We start from the raw sequence: 19,399 nt of genomic DNA, 5'->3' as shown, positions 1-19,399 counted from the left end.
ATTAGTCCTCTACTTGCGGTAGTTGCACGCGCAAGGACCGCAAGTAGAGGACTGATCGCAGAGGGGGTCAGCGGCCGATGACCTCCGAGCCGTAGCGTTTCAGCGTTTCTTCGCGCTGATCGTGCATGAGGTACAGCGCGAACTGGTCCACCCCGAGCGAAGCCAGCTCCTCCAGCCGCTCCACATGCGCCGAAGACGGTCCGAGCAGGCAGAACCGGTCCACGATCTCGTCCGGCACGAAGTCGGTCGAGGGATTCCCGGCCCGTCCGTGGTGCGAGTAGTCGTACCCTTCCCGCTCACGGATGTAATCGGTCAGTTCGCGTGGCACCGGCCCGGAATCGCCGTACCGCGCCACGAGATCCGCGACGTGGTTGCCGACCATCCCGCCGAACCAGCGCAACTGTTCGCGCTGGTGCGCCAGATCGTCCCCGACGTACGCCGGTGCGGCGAGGCAGATCGTGATCCCGCCCGGATCCCGTCCCGCCGCACGGGCCGCCTCGCGGACGGCGCCGATGGTCCACCGGGCGATCGCGGGATCGGCGCACTGGAGGATGAAGCCGTCGGCGTGTTCGCCGACCGTCTTCAGCGCCTTCGGCCCGTATCCCGCCATCCACATTTCGAGCCTGCCGTTGCGGATCCAGGGAATTTGGACCGGCTTGTCCCGCAACAGGACCTCCCGGCCCTCGGCGAGTTCCTTGACCACGTGCATGCAGTCACGCACGGTGGCCAAAGTGGACGGTGCCAGGCCGACGACCCGGTGCGCCGAATCGCCCCGGCCGATCCCGCACACCGTCCGGTTGCCGTACATGTCGTTGAGCGTGGCGAAGGTCGACGCCATCACCGACCAGTCCCGCGTGGCCGGGCTGGTCACCATCGGGCCCACGATCATCGACGACGTCGCCGCGAGGATCTGCGAGTAGATGACGAACGGTTCCTGCCACAGCACGCACGAGTCGAACGTCCAGCCGTAGCGGAAACCCTGGTCCTCGGCGGCCTTCATCAGCCGCACCAGGTCGCGCGCGGGCGGGTCGGTCTGGAGCACTATCCCGAAGTCCATCCGGCCACCGCCTCAGTTCAGGTACTGGTTCAGGTCGCGCGAGAGGAATTTCCCGTGCGTCGTACTGCCCGAGAACCCGGACGGCGACACCACCACGCGGCCGCGCGAGAGCACCGTCTCGACCTTGCCGGTGATCTCCGTGCCTTCGTAGGCCGAGTAGTCCACGTTCATGTGGTGCGTTTCGACCGACAAGGTCTGTTTCGCCGACGGGTCGTAGATGACGATGTCCGCGTCCGAACCCGCCGCGATGACGCCCTTGCGCGGGTACAGCCCGAACATCCGCGCCGGGGTGGTCGAGCAGGTCTCGACCCAGCGGCCGAGGGTGAGTTCGCCCGCCACGACACCCTGGTGCAGCAGGTCCATCCGGTGCTCGACGCCGGGGATCCCGTTGGGGATCGCGCGGAAGTCGCCGCGGCCGAGTTCCTTCTGGTCCTTGAAACAGAACGGACAGTGATCCGTCGACACCACCGAGAGGTCGTTGGTGCGCAGCCCTCGCCACAGGTCCGCCTGATGTGACTTCTCGCGCAGCGGGGGAGAGGCGACGTACTTCGAGCCCTCGAAATCCGGTTTCGCCAAGTCCTCGATGGACAGATAAAGATACTGAGGACACGTCTCCGCGAACACGTTCTGGCCGTCGTCGCGCGCCTCCGCGACCGCCGCGAGCGCCTGCGACGCCGAGAGGTGCACGATGTACAGCGGCGCCCCGGTCACCTTGGCCAGCTGGATCGCGCGCGAGGTCGCCTCGCCCTCCAGCTCCGGCGGGCGGGTGAGGCCGTGCTGCACCGGGTCGATCTTCCCGGCGGCGAACGCCTGCGCGGCCAGCTGGTCGATCGCGATGCCGTTCTCCGCGTGCATCATGATCGTGGCGCCGATCTCGCGCGCCTTCTGCATGGCCAGCAGGATTTCGCCGTCGGTGGAGTAGAACACCCCCGGATACGCCATGAACATCTTGAAGCTGCCGACTCCGCCGTCGACACAGGCCTGCATCTCCTTCAACGACGAATCGTTGACGTCGGAGACGATCATGTGGAAGCCGTAGTCGATGGCGCAGTTGCCGTCGGCCTTCTCGTGCCACTTGTCCATTGTGGACAGCAGTGAGGTGCCCTTGGCCTGGACGGCGAAGTCGATGATCGTGGTCGTCCCGCCCCACGCCGCCGCCGTCGTCCCGGTGCCGAAGGTGTCGGCGGACTGCGTCCCGCCGAACGGCATCTCCATGTGGGTGTGCGCGTCGATCCCGCCGGGCAGCACGTACTTCCCGGTGGCGTCGATGGTCTCGTCGGCCGGTCCCAGGGTGCCGGGTGCGCCGACGGCCACGATCGTCTCGCCGTCGACGAGGACGTCCGCCGCCGAAGCGCCAGCTGTGCTGAGTACTTGCCCGCCGCTGATGAGGGTGGTCATCACGCCTCCGCGAGGGGTCCGTAGCTGTCGGGACGGCGGTCTCGGTAGAAGGCCCACAGATCACGGACCTCGGCGAGCAGACCCATGTCGAGGTCGCGGATGACGATCTCCTCTTCGGTGTCGGAGGCGGCCTCGCCGATCAGCTGGCCGCGCGGGTCCGCGAAGTACGTCTGACCGTAGAAGTCGTTGTCGCCCAGCGGTTCCACGCCGACACGGTTGATCGTGCCGACGAAGTACTCGTTCGCGACGGCGGCCGCGGGCTGCTCCAGCCGCCACAGGTACTCCGACAGGCCGCGGCTGGTCGCCGACGGGTTGAACACGATCTTCGCGCCCGCCAGGCCCAGCGCGCGCCAGCCCTCCGGGAAGTGCCGCTCGTAACAGATGTAGACGCCGATGCGGCCGACTGCGGTGTCGAACACCGGGTAGCCCAGGTTCCCGGGCCGGAAGTAGAACTTCTCCCAGAAGCCCTTCACCTGCGGGATGTGGTTCTTGCGGTGCTTGCCGAGGTACGTCCCGTCGGCGTCGATCACCGCGGCGGTGTTGTAGTACACGCCGGGCTGCTCGACCTCGTACATCGGGACGACCAGCACGACACCGTGGCGTTCGGCGACCTCCTGCATGAGCTTCGTCGTCGGCCCGTCGGGGATGCCCTCGGTGTAGGAGTAGTAGTCGGTGTCCTGCACCTGGCAGAAGTACGGGCCGTAGAACAACTCCTGCAGGCAGATGACCTGCGCGCCCTGCGAAGCGGCCTTGCCGATGGCTTCGACCGCGTTGGCGATCATCGACTCCTTGTCACCCGTCCACCGCTGCTGGATCAATCCGGCTCGGACCAGGTCGCTCACTTGCTTCCTCCTCTGTGTAGGCGGTGCGCTTGTGCTCGGGCAGGGCCAGCAGCAGGTAGACGACGAAGGCGCCCGCCAGTCCGACGACCCAGTTGTAGTCGTAGAGCGGTTTCAGGAACGGGATCAGCCCGTCGGCGGGGAACGGCCCGCCGTACGCGCCGCCGACCGAGAGCACGGCGCCGACCAGCGTCGCGACCAGCGCGCGCCAGTTCCAGCCGCCCTTGAACCAGTAGGCGCCGCGCTCGGTGTAGAGGTCTCGCAAGTTGAGGCGTGTGCGTTTGACCACCCAGTAGCCGGCGACGAGCACCCCGGCGACCGCGCCGAGCAGGCCGCCGTAGAAGCCGAGCCACGCGAAGATGTAGATGTTCGGGTCGGAGTAGAGCCGCCACGGCTGGATGAGGATGCCGATGACGCCGGTGATCAGCCCGCCGACGGCGAAGGTGATCTTCTTCGGGAAGGCGTTGGAGAAGTCGTAGGACGGGCTGACCACGTTGGCCGCGAGGTTCGCCGACACGGTCGCCAACACCAGCGCGATCAGCGCGACCACCACGACGACGGGGGAGTCGAACCGGTCGGCCAGTTTCGCCGGGTCCCAGATCTGCTCGCCGTAGAGGACACTGCCGCCCGAGGTGGTCAGGATGGCCACGACCGCGATGAAGGTCATCGTGGTCGGCAGGCCGAAGATCTGCCCGCGGACCTGCTTGCCCTGGCTGCCGCCGAAGCGGGTGAAGTCCGGCATGTTGAGCGAAAGCGTCGACCAGAACGCGATCATCGCCATCAGCGACGGCGCGAACACCTTCCAGAAGTCCGGTCCCCAGCCCAGTTTCCCGGGTTCGGACAGGATCGGGCCGAGTCCGCCCGCCTTGACCAGCACGTAGCCCAGCAGGATCAGGAAGCCGACCGAGACCAGCGGGGCCGTCCAGTTCTCGAACCGGCGGACCGCCTCCATCCCGCGCCAGATGATGAGCATTTGGAACAGCCAGAACAACCCGAAGGACAGCCACAGGGTCCAGTGCTGGCCCAGGACGACGGTGGAGTCCTTCCAGCCGGAGCCCGCCAGCCGTCCGACGATGATGTAGACGGCCTCGCCGCCGACCCAGGTCTGGATGCCGAACCAGCCGCACGCGATGAACGCCCGCAGCAACGCCGCGAGGTTCGCGCCGCGCATGCCGAAGAAGGCGCGGGCGAACACGGGGAACGGGATGCCGTACTTCGTCCCGGCATGGCTGTTGAGCAACATCGGGGCGAGCACGACGAGGTTGCCGATGGTGATCGTCAGCAAAGCCTGGAGCCAGTCCATGCCGAGCGCGATCAAGGAGGCGGCGAGCGCGTACGAGGGGATGTTGTGCGCCATCCCCATCCACAGCGCGAAGTAGTTGTAGGTCGTCCAGGTCCGCTTTTCGACCGGGACCGGGGCGAGTTCTTCGTTGTAGAAGCGGCTGTCCTTCAAGGACTCGACCTCGCCGAGTTCGACCCGGCCATCAGGATGCACGAGCTGGGTTCCGCGTGCCGTCGGCTCCATTGCGGAATCGTGCTCGCCCTCGCCGCGCGGGTGGGACTGGCAGACTGTTCACTGTTGGTGGCGTCGGAACGCAGACTGTCGATTGCGTTCGCCGGGTCCGGAGTGCATGACCTGCGTCACACACACGGTCGTCGTAATCCGGCAATCCGGGTGAAACATCTCCACAGGATCTCCACAGCTCACCCGAACGTTCTCCACGGTCGCTGCTTACAGTCATCCCCATGGAACTGGGAGGACGCCGGGTGCTGGTCGTCGAGGACGACGTGACCATCGCCGAAGCCATCGCCGCGCGGCTGCGCGCGGAGGGCTTCACCGTCGATCTGGCGCACGACGGCCCTTCCGGCGTCGAGACGGACGCCGCGCGGGAGCCGGATCTGGTGGTGCTCGACGTGATGCTGCCGGGCTTCGACGGTCTCGAGGTCTGCCGCCGGATCCAGGCCCGACGCCCGGTCCCGGTGCTGATGCTGACCGCCCGGTCGGACGAGACGGACATGCTGATCGGCCTCGGCGTCGGCGCGGACGACTACCTCACCAAGCCGTTCTCCATGCGGGTGCTCTCGGCCAGGGTGCACGCGCTGCTGCGCCGCGTCGAACGGTCGGCACGGACCGACGTGAGCGAAGCGGGTACGAAGATCGTGCTCGGCGACCTCGAAATCGACGTCGAACAGCGGCGGGTCACGCGGGCGGGCACACCGGCCCAGCTGACCCCGATCGAGTTCGACCTCCTCGTCCACTTCGCGAAGCGCCCCAGGGCGGTGCAGCCGAGGGAACGGCTGCTGAGCGAGGTCTGGGACTGGGACGTCGCGGGCACCGGTTCGGGCACCCGCGCGGTCGACAGTCACATCAAGGCGCTGCGCCGCAAACTGGGCGCGGACCTCATCCGCACCGTGCACGGTGTCGGGTACGCCCTGGAGGTGGGATCGTGAAACTCCGCCCGCTGTTCGGCCGGATCGTCGACGCGCTTCCGAGGCCGCTCGACCCGGTCCGTTCCATCAAGCTCAAGCTCGCGATCCTGCTGGTCTCCTCGGGCGGTATCGCGTTCGCCTTCTTCAACTGGCAGATCGGCTGGCTGCCGCCGCGCACCACGATCGCCGCGATGGTGCTCGCGGTGGTCACCTCGCAGATTTTGGCGCACGGGATGACCCGGCCGCTGCGCGAGATGACGGCCGCCGCCAGGGCGATGGCCAAGGGCGACTACACGCGGCGGGTCCGGGCGACCGCCCGCGACGAGGTCGGCGAACTCGCCCACGCCTTCAACCAGATGGCCGCCGACCTCGACGCCTCGGACCAACGGCGGCGCGAGCTGATCGCGAACGTCTCCCACGAACTTCGCACGCCGATCACCGCGCTGAACGGCGTGCTGGAGAACCTCGTCGACGGCGTCGCCAAGCCCGATCCGGCGACGCTGAAAACCGCGCTGCAGCAGACCGAACGGCTCGGCAGGCTGGTTTCGGAACTGCTCGACCTCTCGCGCATCGACGCCGGCGCGTTCCCGTTGCAGTTGGAGGAGTTCGATCTCGAACTGCTGCTGGAAGAGGTCGCCGCCGAAGCCGGGGTGACCTCCGCCGCGACGGGCCGCGGCGTGCGGTTCGCCGTCGACGTCCAGCCGCCCGGCGCGGTGGCCGTCGCCGACCGCGGCAGGCTCTACCAGGTCGTGGTCAACCTGCTCGACAACGCCGTCCGGCACGGGCCTGCCGGGGGCGAGGTCCGGGTGCGAGCGGAGGCCCGTGAGGCCGACGTCGTCATCGAGGTCGAAGACGAGGGCCCCGGGATCCCGCCGGGGGAGCGGGACAGCGTGTTCGAACGGTTCACCCGCGGCGAGCGGGCGGGCGGCGGGGGCACCGGCCTGGGGCTCGCGATCGCCCGGTGGGTGGTCGACCTCCACGACGGCAGCATCGCCGTCGTCGCCCCCGAACGGCGTCCGGGCTGCGTCATCCGCGTCGTGATCCCGGTTCCGTAGCCCATTCCGCTTTCTTTCCGCGGCTCCGCACACCCACTCGGATGTGCTTTCGCAAACTGGAGGGTTCGATGAGCGAAGAGCAAGAGGAGAAACAGGCGCACGCGCCGCCCCCGTCGGCGACGGCCACCTTGCCGCCCGCGCCACCGGTCCCGGTCCCTATCCCGGTCCCGGTGCTGATGCGGCCCCGGGTGCCGCCGAAGTCGTCGATCGTCCCGCTGCCCGGTTCGGTGCTGCCCGCCGCCGTCGCCGCCGGGCTGATCGCCGCGGTCGCCATGCCGGACGATCCCGGAGTCGGCTGGTTCGTGGCCGGGCTCGCCTTCGCCGTGGCCGTCTACGTCGCCGACAAACGGGCCCGCGGTGACGCCGAGCCGCACTTCCGCCTCACCAGCGCGTTGTGGGCGGCGGTCGCGCTCGGGCTGCTCGCGGTCGGGATGTTCCGCGCGTCGGCGTGGCTGAACGTGCTGTGCGTGCTGGCCGCCTGTGTCGCGGGATCTCTGGCGGTGGTCGGGAAGCGCACGGTGAACACGATCATCTACGACGTCTTCGCGGTCCCGATCGAAGCGCTGCTTTCGGTCCCGTGGATCGGACGCGGGCTCGTGAAGCTCGGCAAGAAGCCGGAAAGCCGTACGCGGCCGAGGTTCCTGGTGCCGGTGCTGGCGAGCGCCGGGCTGCTGCTGGTGTTCGTCCCGCTGCTGCGGGGCGCGGACGCCGCGTTCGCGAGCGTCGTCGACTCGGTGATCCCGGAACTCGACCCGGGAACCTTCGTGCGCTGGGGATTCCTGTTCGTCGTGGCCGCGTTCGCCGTCACCGGGGCGTGTTACCTGCTGGCGGCGCCACCGTTGCCCGCCGAGGACGACGCGCCACGCAAGCGGCTGGCGCACCGGCTCGAGTGGGCGCTGCCGCTGGGCGTGCTGGTGGCGCTGTTCGCGAGCTTCGTCGTGGTCCGCCTGGTCGTGCTGTTCGGCGGCAGCGACTACGTCCTGCGGACGAGCGGGCTGACGGCGGCCGAATACGCCAGGAGCGGGTTCTGGCAGCTGTCCGCGATCACCGTGCTGACCCTGCTGCTGGTCGCCGTGGCGCTGCGGTGGGCGCCGAAGTCTTCGGTGGCCGATCGTGCCTGGCAGCGCGGGCTGCTCGGCGTGCTGAGCGTGCTCAGCCTGGTGCTGGTCGCGTCGGCGTTGAGTCGCATGTGGACATACCAGCAGGCGTACGGGTTCACCGTGCTGCGGCTGCTGGTGGAGGTCTGTGAACTCTGGATCGGCCTGGTGTTCCTGCTGGTACTGGTGTCCCTGGTCCCGCTGCGGTCGTCCTGGCTGCCGCGCGCGGCCATCGGTGCCGCGGCCGCGGCGCTGCTGGGGCTGGCCGTCCTCGATCCGGAACGGTTCATCGCCGACCGCAACATCGACCGGATCGCGCACGGCAAGACGCTCGACACCCGTTATCTGTCAGGGTTTTCCGCCGACGTCGTCCCTGCGGCGGACAGGCTCCCGGAGCCGCTGCGGTCCTGCGTGCTCAGACCGGTCGTGACGGGTATCTCGGAAGATGATTGGCGAGGATGGAACCTGAGCCGGTCTCTCGCGCGTCAGACCCCCGTTGCCGCGAAGGACGGGATCGGGTGCCGGTACCTGCCCCGTTCTTGAGCCGTGACACCACGGCCTTGATCGCCTTCTTTGGGGGTGAGGGCGATCAAGGCGGTGGTGAACGGCGGCCGCCGGGCCACCGAGGGGGAGGCCCGGCGGTCACCTGTGTGCCGCGAGGGCCTTATCGGACAAAAGCCTTTCGTGGCAACGATTTACCGCGGTCAGAAGGTGAAGACGCCGGCCGACTCGGTGTCGGCGACGCAGCGGTTGGCGTACGAGGTGCGGTAGGTGACCGGTTCGCCCCGCCACTTGCCGACGGCGGAGACGTCCACCGGGTTGTACTCCAAGGTGCAGGCACGCGGTTCCGCGCGTAGCCTGTCGAACTTTCCGTCCACTTCGGACAGTTTGGCGCAGGCGCTGCCGCGGCCGGGGTGTGAGCCCCCGGTGGGGCCGCAGCTGAGCGAGACGGTGCCGACCCGGCCGCGTGCGTCGTGGCTGGTCAGCTGGAACGTGGATTCGGCGGGTTGCGCCGGGGCCATGCAGGCCAGCGCGAGGACGCAGGCGCCGATCGGTTCGAAGAAAGCCATACTTCCACTATCGGCTGAGGTGACCCGATCACTGTGGTCCACGCTTGGGTGAGATTTGCTCACCCGGTCGTGTGGTCGTTTACCTCTCGAATGTCGTGTGCGAGCAGAGCGACATACAGGGAGAGCATCGATTCCGGGTCTTCGAGCCGCACCCCGAGCACCTGCTCGATCCGGGCCAGCTGCTGGTAGTAGGCGGTGCGGGAGGTGTGCGCGGCGGCCGCGGCGGCCGATTTGTTGCCGCCGTGTTCGCAGTAATGTCTCAACGCCTGAACGAGTCTGCTGCCCTGCGCGGCGTCGCGGCCCAGCAGCGGGCCGAGTTCCCGCGCGGCGAACGCGGTGATCCGTTCGTCCCCGGCCAGCAGGTGCAGCAGGCCGCGCAACCGGACGTCGTCGAGGCGGTGGACCACCCGCTCGGCGTTCTCGGCCAGCGCCGCGGCGGCGACCTGGGCGGCCTCGACGAGCGTCCGGCGCGCGTCGGCGGGCCCGGCGCCCGTCGTCCCGACCGCGACCACCGCGGGCGCGCTGGAACGGGCCTCGTGGACGTCGGTGGCCAGCCGCCGAAGGACCGCGTCGACCCCCGCCTCCGGCGAGAGCGCGATCAGCGCGCGCACCAGCGTGTCGTCGGTGGCCACGAGCGCGGACACCTTGGCGCGCCGGGCGGCGAGCGCGGTCGCCTCGGCGAGTTCCCTCAGCAGCACCGGAGTCGACTGCGCGGTCTTGGCGGTCGCGGTGATCCGGGGCCGCACGGCGACCCCGACCAGCAGCCGTCCCGTCAGCGGGACCCCCAGCGCGGAAGCCCGCGCCGTCAGTTCCGCGGGCGGCACCGGATTCGCCAGCAGTTCGGTCAGGATCGCGCGGTGCGCCTGGCGTTCGAGGCTGTCGGTGTCCTTGGCGACGAGCCGGTGGACCGCGAGCGCGGACGCGGCGCGTTCGGCGACCACGACGTGCCGCCGCGACGGCGGATCCCCGCAGACGACGACCAGCCGTCCCCAGTCGTGCCCGCGCGCGCCGACCACGGTGATCAGCCAGCCCGCGCCCGGGTGGAAGCCGGTCCGCTCGCCGACCTGCACCGGCCGCGATCGCGACGGCCAGCCGGGCAGCAGTTCGCCGGGATCCGTCCCCGCCGTGTCGTAGGCGAGGACTTCGTGCGACAGCGTCTCCAGCACGACGGGATGCTCGGTGAGCCTCGCGACCTCGCGAAGGATCTCGCCGGGCTCGGCACCGGCGACCGTCAGCGCGGTGAAGGTCTCGTGGACCCGTTCCGCCGCCCGGAGTTCGTCGACCTGGGCGTCCACGATCAGCCCGTTCACCGCCTCGGTGACCGACACGAAGCGCGTCTCCCGCGAAAGGGTGATCAGCGGGACGCCGTGGCGGTCCGCGGCGTCGACCAGCGCGGGCGGCAGCTTGTCACTCCAATGACGGACCAGTTCGACGACGACCCCGGCCACGCCGACCCCCGCCAGGTCGGCGACGTACCTGGCGAGCGCGGTGCCGTCGTCGGGCAGCGCGACCCCGGTGGTGAGCACGAGTTCCCCGCCCCGCAGCAGGGGGGCGATGTCCGCGACCTCGGCGACGTGCGCCCAGCGGACCGGCGCGTCCAGTCCCGCCGCCCCCGCCACCACATGGGGCCTGCCCTGACGCAGCACCGGCAGCGCGAGCACCTCGGCGACGGTCGGGTACATCGGCCTCCCACCTGGTCGGAACGCAGGAGACAGACTGTACGGCCGGGAGCGGGAGTCCGTACACGTTGCCGATGGCGTCGGTGTGGCGCGCGCACCCAGACTCGACCGGGAGCAGGCACCGGCGATCAGGAGGGCGGAATCCGTGACCGACCGCATCAACCACTGGATAGACGGCAAACCGTCCGAGGGCGTGAGCGACCGATCCGGTGACGTGTTCGATCCGGCCACCGGACAGGTACGGGCGAAGGTCCCCTTCGCCGCGCAGGACGACGTCGACGCCGCCGTCGCGGCCGCGTCCCGGGCGCTGCCGGGCTGGCGCGGGACGTCGCTGGCCGGGCGGACGCGGGTGCTGTTCGCCTTCCGCGAGCTGCTGTCGGCGCGGCGTCACGAGCTGGCGAAGATCGTCACCAGCGAACACGGCAAGGTCGAATCCGACGCGGCGGGCGAAGTCGCGCGCGCCATCGAGAACGTCGAGTTCGCTTGTGGCGCGGCGCAAATGCTCAAGGGCGGGTTCAGCGAGAACGCGTCCACCGGCGTCGACGTCTACTCGATCTCGCAGCCGTTGGGCGTTGTCGGGGTGATCTCGCCGTTCAACTTCCCGGCGATGGTCCCGCTGTGGTTCGTGCCCAACGCGCTCGCCTGCGGCAACACCGTCGTGCTCAAGCCGAGCGAGAAGGACCCGTCCGCGGCCAACTTCATCGCGGAACTGTTCGCCGAAGCGGGTCTGCCCGACGGCGTCCTGAACGTCCTGCACGGCGACAAGGTGGCCGTCGACGGCCTGCTGGAACACCGCGACGTCAAGGCGATCTCGTTCGTCGGGTCGACGCCGATCGCGAAGTACGTCTACGAAACCGGGACCAGGCACGGGAAACGCGTGCAGGCGCTCGGCGGCGCGAAGAACCACATGGTCGTCCTCCCGGACGCCGACCTCGACCTCGCCGCCGACGCGGCCGTCTCCGCGGGCTTCGGCTCGGCGGGGGAGCGGTGCATGGCGGTGTCGGTCGTGGTCGCGATCGACCCGGTCGGCGACGAACTGGTCGCGAAGATCGCCGAGCGGATCACACGCCTGCGCGTCGGCGACGGCATGCGTCCCACCTCGGAGATGGGACCGCTCGTCACCGCCGCACACCACGAACGCGTCGAGTCCTATGTGGAGGCAGGCGTCGAAGCCGGTGCCCGCCTCGTCGTCGACGGCCGCGGCATCGAGGTCGACGGCGAGGACGGCGGCTTCTGGCTCGGCCCGACGCTGTTCGACCACGTCACGCCGGAGATGTCGGTCTACACCGACGAGATCTTCGGCCCGGTGCTGACGGTCGCGCGGGCCGACGGGTACGACGCGGCGCTGGACCTGATCAACGCCAACCCCTACGGCAACGGCACCGCGATCTTCACCAACGACGGACGGGCCGCGCGGCGGTTCCAGAACGAGGTCGAGGTCGGGATGGTCGGCGTGAACGTGCCGATCCCGGTGCCGGTGGGCTACTACTCGTTCGGCGGGTGGAAGGACTCGCTGTTCGGGGACAGCCACGCTTACGGACCGGAAGGGTTCCACTTCTTCACACGGACGAAGGTCGTCACTTCGCGGTGGCCTGACCCGTCGCAGGGCGGGGTTAACCTCGGGTTCCCGCGCAACAGCTGACGCCTTCGCGCTCCCGCGCGCTATGAAAGGCCCGTTACTTGCAAAATTTGCAAGTAACGGGCCTTTCATAGCATCCCGAGGAGCGGCCAGGCTGGCCTTCACCGCCCGAGAGAGCGAGGGTGGACGAAGTCAGCCGAGGAAGCTTCAGGAGGCTCCATGTCCGCACAGCCCGCTCGCCACTCCGGAACGTTCGCGCTCGGCGGTGATCTCCCCGTCTTCCGCCTGGGGTACGGGGCGATGCAGCTGACGGGCCCCGGCGTCTGGGGCGACCCGAAGGACCCCGAAGAGGCCATACGCGTGCTTCGCCGCGCAGTCGAACTCGGTGTCACGCTGATCGACACCGCCGACTCCTACGGCCCGTTCGTCGCCGACCACCTCATCAAGAAGGCGCTCCATCCGTACGCCGAAGACCTCGTCATCGCGACCAAGGTCGGCTTCACCCGGCAGGGGCCCGGCCAGTGGACCGTCGTCGGCAGGCCGGAGTACCTGCGCCAGCAGGTCGAGCTGAACCTCCGTCACCTCGGCGTCGAACGGATCGACCTGCTGCAGCTGCACCGCATCGACCCCCAGGTGCCGGTGGCCGACCAGCTCGGCGTGCTCGCCGAGCTGCGGGAGGAAGGCAAGATCCGGCACATCGGGCTGTCCGAGGTCAGCGTGTCCGACCTGGCAGAGGCGCAGAAGACGGCGCCGATCGTGTCGGTGCAGAACCTGTTCAACCTCGGCAACCGCCGCTCCGAAGCCCTGCTCGACCACGCCACCGAACACGGCATCGGCTTCATCCCCTGGTATCCGCTGGCCACCGGCGGACTCGCGGGCGACGACAGTCCCCTCGCCGCGCTGGCGAAGGAGCACGGCCGCTCTCCGTCGCAGCTCGCGCTGGCGTGGCTGCTCAAGCGGTCGCCGGTCGTGCTGCCCATCCCGGGGACGTCGTCGGTCGCGCATCTGGAGGACAACGTCGCCGCCGCGGAGATCGAGCTGACCGACGCCGAATACAACGCGCTTTCCGCCGCCGCGAGCTGAGGGGACCAGGCGCTTTCCTCTCAGGTCATGCGGGGAAAGCGTCCTTCGGCACCCCGGGCACTATGCCTTCCGTAAACTCGTTGTGAGGACGAGCCGAGGGAGGTGCGGATGGCCAACGCGGAAGAACGCCGTTTCGAAGTACTGCGCGCGATCGTCGCCGACTACGTGTCCAACCAGGAGCCCGTCGGGTCCAAGGCGATCGTCGACCGGCACAACCTCGGGGTGTCGAGCGCCACCGTGCGCAACGACATGGCGGCGCTCGAAGAAGAGGGCTACATCACACAGCCCCACACCAGCGCCGGCCGCATCCCCACCGACAAGGGGTACCGGCTGTTCGTCGACCGGATCGCCGAGGTCAAGCCACTGAGCACGGCCGAACGCCGGGCCATCACGGCCTTCCTCGACAGCGGCACCGACGTCGACGACGTCCTGCGCCGGTCCGTCCGGCTGCTCGCGCAGCTGACCAGGCAGGTCGCGGTCATCCAGTACCCGATGATGACCAACTCCGCCGTCCGTCACCTGGAAGTGGTCCCGCTCACCCCGGCCCGGCTGATGCTCGTGCTGATCACCGACTCCGGCCGCGTCGACCAGCGCACGGTCGACCTCGGGGACGTCATCACCGAGGAGAACGTCGGCAGGCTGCGCACGGTGCTGAACGGGGCGCTCGCGGGCCGCCGTCTTTCCGAGGCCGCGGCGGCGGTCGCCGAACTGCCGGAGAAGTCGCCGGGAGCGCTGCGCGACAACCTCACCCGCGTCTGCACGGTTCTGGTGGAATCGCTGGTCGAGCACCCCGAAGAACGCCTGGTCCTCGGCGGCACGGCGAACCTCACCCGCAACGTCTCGGACTTCCCCGGATCGCTGCGGCAGGTGCTGGAGGCGCTCGAGGAGCAGGTCATCGTCCTCAAGCTGCTCGCGGCCGCCCGCAACCCCGGTGCGATCACCGTGCGCATCGGTGAGGAAAATGAGGACGAGCAGATGCGCAGCACCTCGGTGGTGTCCATCGGCTACGGCATGGACGACCTGCTGCTGGGCGGGATGGGCGTCGTCGGTCCGACCAGGATGGACTACCCGAACACCATCGCCGCGGTGCGCGCGGTGGCGAACTACGTGGGGCAGATCCTCTCCGGCCGCTGAGCCGAGTTGAGGTCGAAGTCAGAAGGAGAAGGCGAAGACGGTGGCGAGGGACTATTACGGCATTCTCGGGGTTGCGAAGAACGCGACGGATCAGGAGATCAAGCGCGCATACCGCAAGATGGCCCGTGAACTGCACCCCGACGTCAACCCGTCGGAGGACGCTCAGCATCGCTTCGGTGAGGTGACCACCGCCTACGAGGTGCTGTCGGACCCGCAGAAGCGCAAGGTCGTCGACCTCGGCGGCGACCCGATGGACGGCGGGGCGCGCGGCGCGGGCGGCGGTGACCCATTCTCCGGCTTCGGCGGACTCGGCGACATCATGGACGCCTTCTTCGGCGCCGCCGGGGGAGGCGGCGGTCGCGGCCGTGGCCCGCGCAGCCGCGTGCAGCCCGGCTCCGACGCGCTCATCCGCCTCGGCCTGACGCTCGAGGACTGCGCCACCGGTGTCGACCGCGAGATCACCGTCGACACCGCCATCGTGTGCGACCTGTGCCGCGGCGCCGGCTCGACCGAGGGCACCGGCAGCCAGACCTGCGACACCTGCGGCGGCGCCGGCGAGGTCCAGTCCGTGCAGCGGTCGTTCCTCGGCCAGGTCGTCACCGCCCGCCCCTGCCCGGTCTGCCGCGGCTTCGGCGAGGTCATCACCGACCCCTGCCGCCAGTGCGGTGGCGACGGCCGCGTCCGCGCCCGCCGCAACGTCACCGCCAAGATCCCGCCGGGCGTCGGCGACGGCATGCGCATCCGGCTCTCCGGCCAGGGCGAGGTCGGCCCCGGCGGCGGCCCGGCAGGCGACCTGTACGTCGAGATCGACGAGGCACCGCACGAGGTGTTCGTCCGGCAGGGCAACGACCTGCACTGCAACTTCCGCATCCCGATGACCACCGCCGCCCTCGGCGCCACGGTGCCCATCGAGACGCTCATCGACGGCGACTACGAACTCGACATCGAGCCGGGCACCCAGCCCGCCACCGAACTCGTGCTCACCGCCAAGGGCATGCCGCGGCTGCGGTCCTCCGGCCGCGTCGACGGCCGGGGCGACCTGCACGTCCACATCGACGTCGTCGTGCCGACCAAACTCGACGACGCCCAGCGGGACCTCCTCGTCGAACTGGCCCAGCAGCGCGGCGAAGACGTGCCTTCGCTCTCCTCCAACGGGTCGAAGCCCGGCGGGCTGTTCTCCAAGCTGCGCACCAAGAACCACCGGTAACCCGTGCCCGAGACGACACTGCCGGTCTTCCTCACCGCCGCGCTGCCCGGTTCCGGGCGCACCACGCTCGACGGCGAGGAAGCCCGGCACGCCGCCACCGTCCGGCGGCTGCGCGTCGGCGAACGTCTCGTGCTTTCCGACGGCGAAGGCGGCATGGCGCGCTGTGTCGTCGAAGCCGTCCAGGCGGGCCGAGACGCGGCACTCACCCTCGCCATCGAAGAACACTGGATCGAAGAACCGCCCGCACTGCGCGTCATCGTCGCCCAGGCACTCGCCAAAGGCGACCGCGGCGAACTCGCCGTCGAACTCGCCACCGAAGCCGGCGCCGACGCGATCGTCCCGTGGCGCGCCGCCCGCAGCGTCGCCCGCTGGGAAGAAGGAACCCGCGGCGACAAAGCCCTCACCCGCTGGCGCGGCACCGCCCGCGCCGCCGCCAAACAAGCCCGCCGCGCCCACGTCCCCGAAGTCGCCGAACCCGCGAACACCCGCGAACTCGCCGAACTCGTCCAGACCGTTTCCCGCGCACTGGTCCTCGAATCCGGCATCACCACCCGGCTCACCGAGATCGAGCTCCCGCCACAAGGCGACATCCTCCTCATCGTCGGCCCCGAAGGCGGCATCACCGACGACGAACTCACCACCCTCACCGACGCCGGCGCGACCGCCATCCGGTTGGGCCCCACCGTTTTGCGCACCTCCACCGCGGCCGCCGTCGCGCTCGGCGCGCTGGGAGTTCTCACCGACCGCTGGAAGTGAAAAAACACCCCACTAATTTGCGGCGAGTTATGGCGCGATCACGCAAACAGCCGTTACTCTCGTTAACTGACGCGCAACACACGGTTTCGGCGCGCCACTGGGGATGAAGCCCAGTCGCGCGCGTGAATCCCCGCCGGGCACCTCCCCCCTCGGTCCGGCGGAGCCGCGGCGACGGTGGAGCGACCCCCAGGCTCCACCGCGCCGCGGCGTCTTCATTTGGGGGCTTCGCAGGTCGCTTCGCTCATGCTCTGCCCCAAATTTCGACGCCGCGGCGCGGTTCCGCGTGTTGACCCGGGGGGCCGAGCCCCCCGGACCCCCCACGGTGCGTCCGGCGGCGGTTGGCGGCCGGGAGACAGAGCAAAAGCGAAGCGTGCGTGGGGGTGAAGCGTGCGTAGGTGGTGAAGCGTGCGTGGGGGTGAAGCGTGCGTAGGTGGTGAAGCGTGCGTGGTGGTGACGTGGCCGCCCTACGGCGGCGCTGGCGCATCGTCGTGGGCTGGTGAGTGGCAAGGGTTTCGCAAGTAGTCCTCTAGTGGCGGTTGTTCTTTTGGTCGTGAAGGCCTCCTTGCCTAGCTTGAAAGTAGTGAAGGGGTCCTTCGCTACTTTCCGGTGTGATTCTTGGTGACATTGGGGCGGCCGTGGCGTGGCGCCTCGATCCCAAGTCCGTGGAGGCCTCCTTGAGGGACCCAGAGTCCCTCAAGGAGGCCTTCACGGACTTGCCGCTAACCCAACGCCGGTCACGGTGGGCATCGGGGTTGTGGGGACGGGGGTCTGGGGCGGCGGTGGTCTTTGGTATCGGCCCTCGCCTGGTGAGTGACGAGGGTTTCGCAAGTAGTCCTCTAGTTGCGGGCCTTCATGGACTTACCGGTGGGGTGGGCCGGGTGGGGGATAGGGTGGGGGAATGAGTGACGCGGAGACGTTGTTCGAGCGGATCATCGCGGGGGAGATCCCGTCCGAAAAGGTGTACGAGGACGCGACGACGTATGCGTTTCGGGACATAGCGCCGCAGGCGCGGGTGCATGTGCTCGTGGTGCCGAAGAAGCGGTACCGGAACGTGGCCGAGCTGGCCGCGGCGGATCCGCAGGTGCTCGCCGACATCGCCTTGGCCGCCAAGAAGGTGGCGGAGCTCGAGGGGATCGCCGAGTCCGGCTATCGGGTGGTGTTCAACACCGACGGTGACGCAGGGCAGACCGTCTTCCACGTGCACGCGCACGTGCTCGGCGGCGAGCAGCTGGGGCATTTCGGGCGCTGAAGCCCGCGGCCAGGAGAAACCGGACTGCGTGCCGCCACCCGCAACCAGTAGCATCGACCTTGTCAGTGTCGTTGAAAATCGCAGCGTAAGCGCAGGAAGTAGGCCCGAGGCCACGTGGCCGGAACCGTACCGGGTGAAGCCGCCCGACCCGACGTCACAGCGGACGTCACAGCGACGAAGGCCGACGAGGCCGCCGTCACCGAAGCGGCCCAGTCCCGATTCCCCATCCCCGACGCCGCCGCGCTCAGCCTGCTCGGCTCGAGGGACGAAAACCTCCGCGTCGCCGAAGAACTCCTCGCCGCCGACGTCCACGTCCGCGGCAACGAGGTCACCCTGACCGGCGCCCCCGCCGACGTCGCCTTCGCCGAGCGTGTCTTCGCCGAACTCGTGACGCTCGCCGGCCGCGGCCAGCAGGTCGACCCGGCCACCGTCCGCCGCACCGTCGGCATGCTCTCCACCGGTGACTCCGAGTCGCCGGCCGAAGTGCTGAGCATGAACATCATCTCCCGGCGTGGCAAGACGATCCGGCCCAAGACGCTCAACCAGAAGCGCTACGTCGACGCCATCGACAAGCACACCATCGTGTTCGGCATCGGCCCCGCCGGTACCGGCAAGACGTACCTCGCCATGGCGAAGGCCGTCCAGGCCCTGCAGGCCAAGCAGGTCAGCCGCATCGTGCTGACCCGGCCCGCGGTCGAAGCGGGCGAGCGCCTCGGTTACCTGCCGGGCACGCTCAACGAGAAGATCGACCCGTACCTGCGCCCGCTCTACGACGCGCTGCACGACATGGTCGAGCCCGAGTCGATCCCCCGGCTGATGCAGGCGGGCACCATCGAGATCGCGCCGCTCGCGTACATGCGCGGCCGCACCCTCAACGACGCCTTCATCATTCTCGACGAGGCGCAGAACACCACGCCGGAACAGATGAAGATGTTCCTCACCCGGCTCGGGTTCGGCGCCAAGATCGTCGTCACCGGCGACGTCACCCAGGTCGACCTCCCCAACGGCCAGAAGAGCGGCCTGCGGGTGGTCCGGGACATCCTCGAAGGCGTCGAGGACCTGCACTTCGCCCAGCTCACCAGCCAGGACGTGGTGCGGCACAAGCTCGTCGGCGACATCGTCGACGCGTACGAGAAGTGGCAGGCAGTGCAGGACAGCCAGGACCAGGGCAACCGGGGCCAGGGCAGTGGCTGGAAAGGGCAACGCCGTTCATGAGCATCGAGATCGCCAATGAATCGGGCGTGAACGTCGACGAGACGTCGATCGTGTCGGCCGCCCGCTTCGCGCTCGACAAGATGGAGGTCAGCCCGCTCGCCGAGCTGTCCATCCTGCTCGTCACCCTCGAGGTGATGGAGGACCTGCACGAGCGGTGGATGGACCTGCCGGGTCCCACCGACGTGATGGCCTTCCCGATGGACGAGCTCGACTCGTCGCGCCGTCCCGACGCGCCCGACGCCTCACCCGCGCTGCTCGGTGACATCGTGCTCTGCCCGGCGTTCGCGAAGGACCAGGCCAAGACCGCCGGGCACGCGCTGATCGACGAGCTGCACCTGCTCACCACGCACGGTGTCCTGCACCTGCTCGGCTACGACCACGCCGAACCCGCCGAGGAACGCGAGATGTTCGGTCTGCAGAAGCGGATCCTCGGCGAGTTCCAGGCGGCCGTGGCCGCGGTGAACCGGCGCGACGCGCAGCGCACCGCGGACGACAGGCTCCTCGGTACGGCCGGCCTGGACCCCTTGCCCGCCGACGAACCCCCCGCCTAG

General features: G+C 69.2%; 17 protein-coding genes. 11 read left to right on the top strand and 6 right to left on the bottom strand.

What is annotated here, in order from left to right; genetic code table 11:
- Window positions 1-67: 67 nt before the first annotated feature.
- From ACZ5IK_RS17715 to ACZ5IK_RS17700, 4 genes are read right to left on the bottom strand one after another with little or no spacing between them, the layout of a single operon-like run.
- Window positions 68-1,057 (bottom strand): TIGR03842 family LLM class F420-dependent oxidoreductase, encoded by a 990-nt coding sequence (locus tag ACZ5IK_RS17715; protein ID WP_101606061.1) that lies wholly within the window; start codon window positions 1,055-1,057, stop codon window positions 68-70.
- A gap of 12 nt (window positions 1,058-1,069) precedes the next feature.
- Window positions 1,070-2,455: a dihydropyrimidinase gene (gene hydA / locus ACZ5IK_RS17710; RefSeq protein WP_465488648.1), complete on the bottom strand. Its 1,386-nt coding sequence runs from the start codon at window positions 2,453-2,455 to the stop codon at window positions 1,070-1,072.
- On the bottom strand, window positions 2,455-3,297 hold the full coding sequence (locus tag ACZ5IK_RS17705) for a nitrilase-related carbon-nitrogen hydrolase (RefSeq protein ID WP_465488647.1): 843 nt from the start codon (window positions 3,295-3,297) through the stop codon (window positions 2,455-2,457). Before ACZ5IK_RS17705 ends, hydA begins: the two co-directional genes overlap by 1 nt.
- The gene (locus ACZ5IK_RS17700; RefSeq protein ID WP_465488646.1) at window positions 3,248-4,819 is read right to left on the bottom strand and encodes an NCS1 family nucleobase:cation symporter-1; all 1,572 of its coding nucleotides are present in this window, start codon (window positions 4,817-4,819) and stop codon (window positions 3,248-3,250) included. The genes ACZ5IK_RS17705 and ACZ5IK_RS17700 overlap by 50 nt, the downstream gene beginning before the upstream one ends.
- Window positions 4,820-5,061: 242 nt before the next feature.
- On the opposite strand from ACZ5IK_RS17700, the gene ACZ5IK_RS17695 reads away from it, so the two are divergent.
- The 3 genes from ACZ5IK_RS17695 to ACZ5IK_RS17685 all read left to right on the top strand — a co-directional run bounded on the left by ACZ5IK_RS17695 (window position 5,062) and on the right by ACZ5IK_RS17685 (window position 8,419).
- Window positions 5,062-5,745, top strand: coding sequence for a response regulator transcription factor (locus ACZ5IK_RS17695; RefSeq protein ID WP_168214530.1), 684 nt, complete (start codon window positions 5,062-5,064; stop codon window positions 5,743-5,745).
- Window positions 5,742-6,779, top strand: a complete 1,038-nt coding sequence (locus ACZ5IK_RS17690) for a HAMP domain-containing sensor histidine kinase (protein ID WP_465488645.1) — start codon at window positions 5,742-5,744, stop codon at window positions 6,777-6,779. Before ACZ5IK_RS17695 ends, ACZ5IK_RS17690 begins: the two co-directional genes overlap by 4 nt.
- 68 nt (window positions 6,780-6,847) lie before the next feature.
- Window positions 6,848-8,419, top strand: a complete 1,572-nt coding sequence (locus ACZ5IK_RS17685) for a DUF4153 domain-containing protein (RefSeq protein ID WP_465488644.1) — start codon at window positions 6,848-6,850, stop codon at window positions 8,417-8,419.
- Between the two features lie 161 nt (window positions 8,420-8,580).
- Here ACZ5IK_RS17685 and ACZ5IK_RS17680 read toward each other — a convergent pair whose 3' ends face one another.
- Together ACZ5IK_RS17680 and ACZ5IK_RS17675 are read right to left on the bottom strand one after the other, a co-directional pair.
- The gene (locus ACZ5IK_RS17680) at window positions 8,581-8,946 is read right to left on the bottom strand and encodes an SSI family serine proteinase inhibitor (protein ID WP_465488643.1); all 366 of its coding nucleotides are present in this window, start codon (window positions 8,944-8,946) and stop codon (window positions 8,581-8,583) included.
- Between the two features lie 59 nt (window positions 8,947-9,005).
- A complete protein-coding gene (locus ACZ5IK_RS17675; RefSeq protein WP_465488642.1) occupies window positions 9,006-10,628 on the bottom strand; it encodes a PucR family transcriptional regulator in 1,623 nt (540 codons plus the stop codon).
- Between the two features lie 142 nt (window positions 10,629-10,770).
- On the opposite strand from ACZ5IK_RS17675, the gene ACZ5IK_RS17670 reads away from it, so the two are divergent.
- The 8 genes from ACZ5IK_RS17670 (at window position 10,771) to ybeY (ending at window position 19,399) form a co-directional block, all read left to right on the top strand.
- Window positions 10,771-12,267 carry a CoA-acylating methylmalonate-semialdehyde dehydrogenase gene (locus tag ACZ5IK_RS17670; RefSeq protein ID WP_465488641.1) on the top strand — a complete coding sequence of 499 codons (1,497 nt, stop codon included), beginning with the start codon at window positions 10,771-10,773 and terminating at the stop codon, window positions 12,265-12,267.
- Between the two features lie 156 nt (window positions 12,268-12,423).
- A complete protein-coding gene (locus ACZ5IK_RS17665; RefSeq protein ID WP_465488640.1) occupies window positions 12,424-13,287 on the top strand; it encodes an aldo/keto reductase in 864 nt (287 codons plus the stop codon).
- Window positions 13,288-13,395: 108 nt separating this feature from the next.
- A complete protein-coding gene (hrcA, locus tag ACZ5IK_RS17660) occupies window positions 13,396-14,421 on the top strand; it encodes a heat-inducible transcriptional repressor HrcA (protein ID WP_465488639.1) in 1,026 nt (341 codons plus the stop codon).
- A 40-nt stretch (window positions 14,422-14,461) separates the two neighbouring features.
- Entirely contained in the window at window positions 14,462-15,628 is a 1,167-nt protein-coding gene (dnaJ, locus tag ACZ5IK_RS17655; RefSeq protein ID WP_410604241.1) for a molecular chaperone DnaJ, read from the top strand.
- A gap of 3 nt (window positions 15,629-15,631) precedes the next feature.
- A complete protein-coding gene (locus ACZ5IK_RS17650) occupies window positions 15,632-16,384 on the top strand; it encodes a 16S rRNA (uracil(1498)-N(3))-methyltransferase (protein WP_465488638.1) in 753 nt (250 codons plus the stop codon).
- Window positions 16,385-17,282: 898 nt separating this feature from the next.
- Window positions 17,283-17,633: a histidine triad nucleotide-binding protein gene (locus tag ACZ5IK_RS17645; protein WP_465488637.1), complete on the top strand. Its 351-nt coding sequence runs from the start codon at window positions 17,283-17,285 to the stop codon at window positions 17,631-17,633.
- Between the two features lie 114 nt (window positions 17,634-17,747).
- Complete coding sequence (locus ACZ5IK_RS17640; protein ID WP_465488636.1) at window positions 17,748-18,848, top strand: PhoH family protein; 1,101 nt, start codon at window positions 17,748-17,750, stop codon at window positions 18,846-18,848.
- Window positions 18,845-19,399 (top strand): rRNA maturation RNase YbeY, encoded by a 555-nt coding sequence (gene ybeY / locus ACZ5IK_RS17635; RefSeq protein ID WP_465488635.1) that lies wholly within the window; start codon window positions 18,845-18,847, stop codon window positions 19,397-19,399. Before ACZ5IK_RS17640 ends, ybeY begins: the two co-directional genes overlap by 4 nt.

This window comes from Amycolatopsis sp. NPDC031561 (genome assembly GCF_055580625.1).
This window is presented reverse-complemented; position numbering and strand designations above follow the sequence as displayed.

Coding starts and splice junctions, on each gene's coding strand:
- ACZ5IK_RS17715 (WP_101606061.1), bottom strand. CDS start 1,057: ATGGACTTCGGGATAGTGCTCCAGACCGACCCGCCCGCGCGCGACCTG.
- hydA (WP_465488648.1), bottom strand. CDS start 2,455: ATGACCACCCTCATCAGCGGCGGGCAAGTACTCAGCACAGCTGGCGCT.
- ACZ5IK_RS17700 (WP_465488646.1), bottom strand. CDS start 4,819: ATGGAGCCGACGGCACGCGGAACCCAGCTCGTGCATCCTGATGGCCGG.
- ACZ5IK_RS17685 (WP_465488644.1), top strand. CDS start 6,848: ATGAGCGAAGAGCAAGAGGAGAAACAGGCGCACGCGCCGCCCCCGTCG.
- ACZ5IK_RS17680 (WP_465488643.1), bottom strand. CDS start 8,946: ATGGCTTTCTTCGAACCGATCGGCGCCTGCGTCCTCGCGCTGGCCTGC.
- ACZ5IK_RS17675 (WP_465488642.1), bottom strand. CDS start 10,628: ATGTACCCGACCGTCGCCGAGGTGCTCGCGCTGCCGGTGCTGCGTCAG.
- ACZ5IK_RS17665 (WP_465488640.1), top strand. CDS start 12,424: ATGTCCGCACAGCCCGCTCGCCACTCCGGAACGTTCGCGCTCGGCGGT.
- hrcA (WP_465488639.1), top strand. CDS start 13,396: ATGGCCAACGCGGAAGAACGCCGTTTCGAAGTACTGCGCGCGATCGTC.
- ACZ5IK_RS17645 (WP_465488637.1), top strand. CDS start 17,283: ATGAGTGACGCGGAGACGTTGTTCGAGCGGATCATCGCGGGGGAGATC.
- ybeY (WP_465488635.1), top strand. CDS start 18,845: ATGAGCATCGAGATCGCCAATGAATCGGGCGTGAACGTCGACGAGACG.